This window comes from Methanoculleus sp. UBA208 (assembly GCF_002498065.1).
In the GTDB taxonomy this organism is placed as follows: domain Archaea; phylum Halobacteriota; class Methanomicrobia; order Methanomicrobiales; family Methanoculleaceae; genus Methanoculleus.
In genome coordinates this window covers 1-3,319 of record NZ_DAFZ01000003.1, presented here as the reverse complement: position 1 = coordinate 3,319, position 3,319 = coordinate 1, and the positions used below count along the sequence as shown (strand labels likewise).

General features: G+C 60.8%; 2 protein-coding genes. One reads left to right on the top strand and one right to left on the bottom strand.

Annotated elements, in window-relative coordinates; genetic code table 11:
* The coding region (locus BRA62_RS00105; protein ID WP_292363996.1) for a PAS domain S-box protein at positions 1-2,250 on the bottom strand (2,250 nt) is incomplete at its 3' end.
* A gap of 198 nt (positions 2,251-2,448) precedes the next feature.
* On the opposite strand from BRA62_RS00105, the gene BRA62_RS00100 reads away from it, so the two are divergent.
* On the top strand, positions 2,449-3,141 hold the full coding sequence (locus BRA62_RS00100) for a PIN domain-containing protein (RefSeq protein ID WP_292363995.1): 693 nt from the start codon (positions 2,449-2,451) through the stop codon (positions 3,139-3,141).
* The last annotated feature ends 178 nt before the right edge of the window (positions 3,142-3,319 follow it).

Below are 3,319 nucleotides of genomic sequence, written 5' to 3'. Positions count from 1 at the left end.
CTTCAGGGCGTGGTAGTTCACGATATCGTGCCGCACGATACTGTTCATCAGGGTGAGTTTTTTGTTAGCCTGGATGAGTGCCGCCTCGGTCTGTTTCCAGGCATCGATGTCGTGGACCGCATAATCGATCGCGACCGGGTGTCCGTCGTTCCCGTAGACGGGGATCGTGCAGACCTCGACCCAGATATACCGTCCGTCCTTCCGGCGCACCCGGAAGACGTATGGCCGGCCGGGACATGCGTCCCGTTCCTGGAGCAGGGCAAAGAATGCCTCCCGGTCGTCGGGATGGATCAGCCGCCCGATGAAATCCGGGTCGCTCAGAATCTCTTCCCGGGAGTATCCGATCAGGCTCTCGCACGAAGGACTGATGTACTCGATTGCCTGCGGCACCGTGGTTGCACGGATGTAACAGTCGTGCGACTGTTCCACGAGGGTTCTGAACCGCTCTTCGCTCTCCCGGAGTTGTTCGTGCACGCGAAGCCGGGAGAAGAGGTCGGCGAAGAGGTTGCCGACGACCTCGAGCAGCGTGATATCCTCGTCCGACCAGTCCCGCGTCTGCTGCTCGGTCTCAAACCCGAGGGCCCCCAGGACCTCATCGGCGGTCGCGATCGGGACCAGGATGAGCGACCGGACACCGTGTCCCCGGAGGAACTCACGCTCCGCCGCCGCCTTTTCCGGGAGATCGGCCACATTGGGGACGCAGATCGTCTTCCGGGCCTCGATCTGCGCCATCCCCCATGTGACCACGTTGACCGGCAGATCCTGCAGTACTTCAATCTGTGGCTCGATTCCTTCCGCACACCACTCGTGGGTGTTCTCTGCACGAGTGAGGTCGGCGGAGAGGCGGAAGATGTAACTCCGGTCGACGTCCAGGAACGAACCGAGCACCCTGAGCGTCTCCTTCAGGGCGTCTTCGACGTCCGCCGGGTCCAGGGCGATGAACCGCGCGGAGATCGAACTCACCACACGTTCGAGGTCTACCCGGTGCCGGATCTCTGCCTCCATCTGTTTTCGCTCGGTGATGTCCCGGAGCGACTCGATCGCGCCCGAGAGCCTTCCCTGCGCATCGTAGAGCGGCGATGCCTTCCCCCAGAGGCAGAGCTCCTCCCCGGTGCGGGGCGAAGGGATGCGGATCTCCCGACCGATGCTCCCGGCGTCCTCCCGGGAAAGGACGAGTTCCGCAAGCAGCGGGGACTGAAACCCGGGCATCGCCGCGCAGATTGCTTCCGGCCCGGACCCGATGATCCGGCTCTTCCGGACCCCGGTCGCCAGCTCGATTGCCCGGTTCCAGATGATGACCTTCCCCGTGCGGTCGAGCACAAACGTCGGGTCGGGAAGAAAATCGATGATGCCCCGGAGGTTTGCCTGGTAGTCCTCCAGTATTCTGCACTGCGCCGCGAGTGACTCCTCGCTTGCTTTCGCCTCCTCGAACGCCGCTGTCAGCTCCTCGTGCGCCGCACTCAACTCTTCATGCGTCGCGTTCAACTCCTCCTCGAACCGTTTTCGGTCGGATATGTCAAGCATCGACGCGACGGTGCGATCCGTCCCGGGGATGCATCCGATCGTCATGTGCAGGTCTTTTTGTCTGCCGTCCCGGTCGATCAGCCGGAACTCGTAGGTCCTCGGTGCCGATCCGGGGTCTATCCGCCGTTGCCGGTGGTAATTCTTGAGACGCTCAATATCCCCTGCGGCGACGAATACCGTCCAGGACATCTTTCCTTCCATCTCTTCCCTGGAGTAGCCGGTCAGGCGCTCGAATTCGCTGTTTGCGAGGGCGATCGTCGTATCGCCTTCGATGATGATGGTGGCGGAGCCGGTATGCTCGAAGGTGCTCCGGTACAGGTCTCCGGCGCGTTGCGCCTCCGCCTCGGCCTGCCCGCGCCTGCCCGCCTGAAGGATCATGTTCCGGAGTTCGGCAAACTTGGCGGAGGGATTGCCCCCCTTCCGGAGGTAGAAGTCCGCCCCACTGTTGAGCGCCTCGATGACGACCTCCTCGCGGCCGCAGCCGGAAAAGATGATGAACGACATCGTCATGCCCCTGCGGCGGACCTCTTTTAAGAACGCGATGCCGTTCATCTCCGGCATCTCGTAGTCGGCAACGACAGCGTCATATGAGGTTTTCGAGAGCATATCGAGCCCTTGAAGCGGCGATGACGTTGTCTCGACCTGCAGATCTCCGGACTGCTCCAGGTAGATCCGATTCAGTTCGAGAAGCGCCGGGTCATCGTCGATCACGAGAATACGGAACATGCACCACCTTGTAACTGAGAAATTGACGATATAAATCTTAAGTATTTTGATCTCAGCATCAATGCTGACGTTCCGGAAAAATAATGAAAATTATCCTGCCATTCATCGAATCCCGTTTGTAAGGGCAGCCGCGGCATCCGCCCCCGGCAACGGTCCGGGAAATCATTATACGCTCAGGTGTTCTCAACCGCCGGTAGCATGACGGCTGTATGTGTTGATACGAACCTCTTTCTCGAACTCTACGAGTCGTACGAGGATCCGGAAGAGATCTTTGCAGATATCGGAGCGCTTGCAGAGTATCTCGTCTTTCCCGACATCATCCTCGATGAGTTCCTTCGCAACCGGTCCCGGGTCCTCGACAGGATAGGAGACGACGTACGAAAGCGCGAGACCGGCGAGGTCCGCCTGCCGTCCATTATCCGGGAGAACCCGAAGACCGCCGAGTTTCAACGTGCCGGGGAAGAGTATAACCGGGTGATCGGTGCACTCTACGACGATATCGAGGGCATGATCGCAGAACCCGCCGCCGATCCGGTTGCCCGGGCGTTCACCGATCTGTCCGGCAACCCTGCCGTGCGGGTCTTTTACCGGACCGACGAACTCGTCGCGCGGGCTCACCGCCGCAAACTTCTCGGCAACCCCCCGAAGAGCACGGGCAAGGATACCATAGGCGACGAGCTCATCTGGGAGACGCTGCTTGCAAACCTCGGCGAAGACCTGTTCTTCGTCACCCGGGACCGGACATACCGCTATCACACCGCCTACCTTGTCCAGGAGTACCGGGAGAGGACCGGCGGTGTCCTGACGATCACCGACCGCGTATCCGATGCCCTGGGGCTCGTCGGAAGGCCGGCGTCACCTGCGCTGGCCAGGTTTGAGGGCAGGGAATAGTGCATCCTGTCACTTTACGTCAGGAATTTTGGCGTGTGGGGGCGGGCGCTATGCCCTCACGCAGCAGTGCACGATGGGCACGAGGAAGGAGTGCAAAAACAGGGAACGTTCGACTTTGTTGAACCCGGATCTGCCTCTCCCGATGGTCGCACTCCCGAGCACGGCTTTCCACCGGGCT

Bases quoted from the DNA above. Each gene is read 5' to 3' on its own strand.
- BRA62_RS00100 (WP_292363995.1), top strand. From the start codon at position 2,449: ATGACGGCTGTATGTGTTGATACGAACCTCTTTCTCGAACTCTACGAG.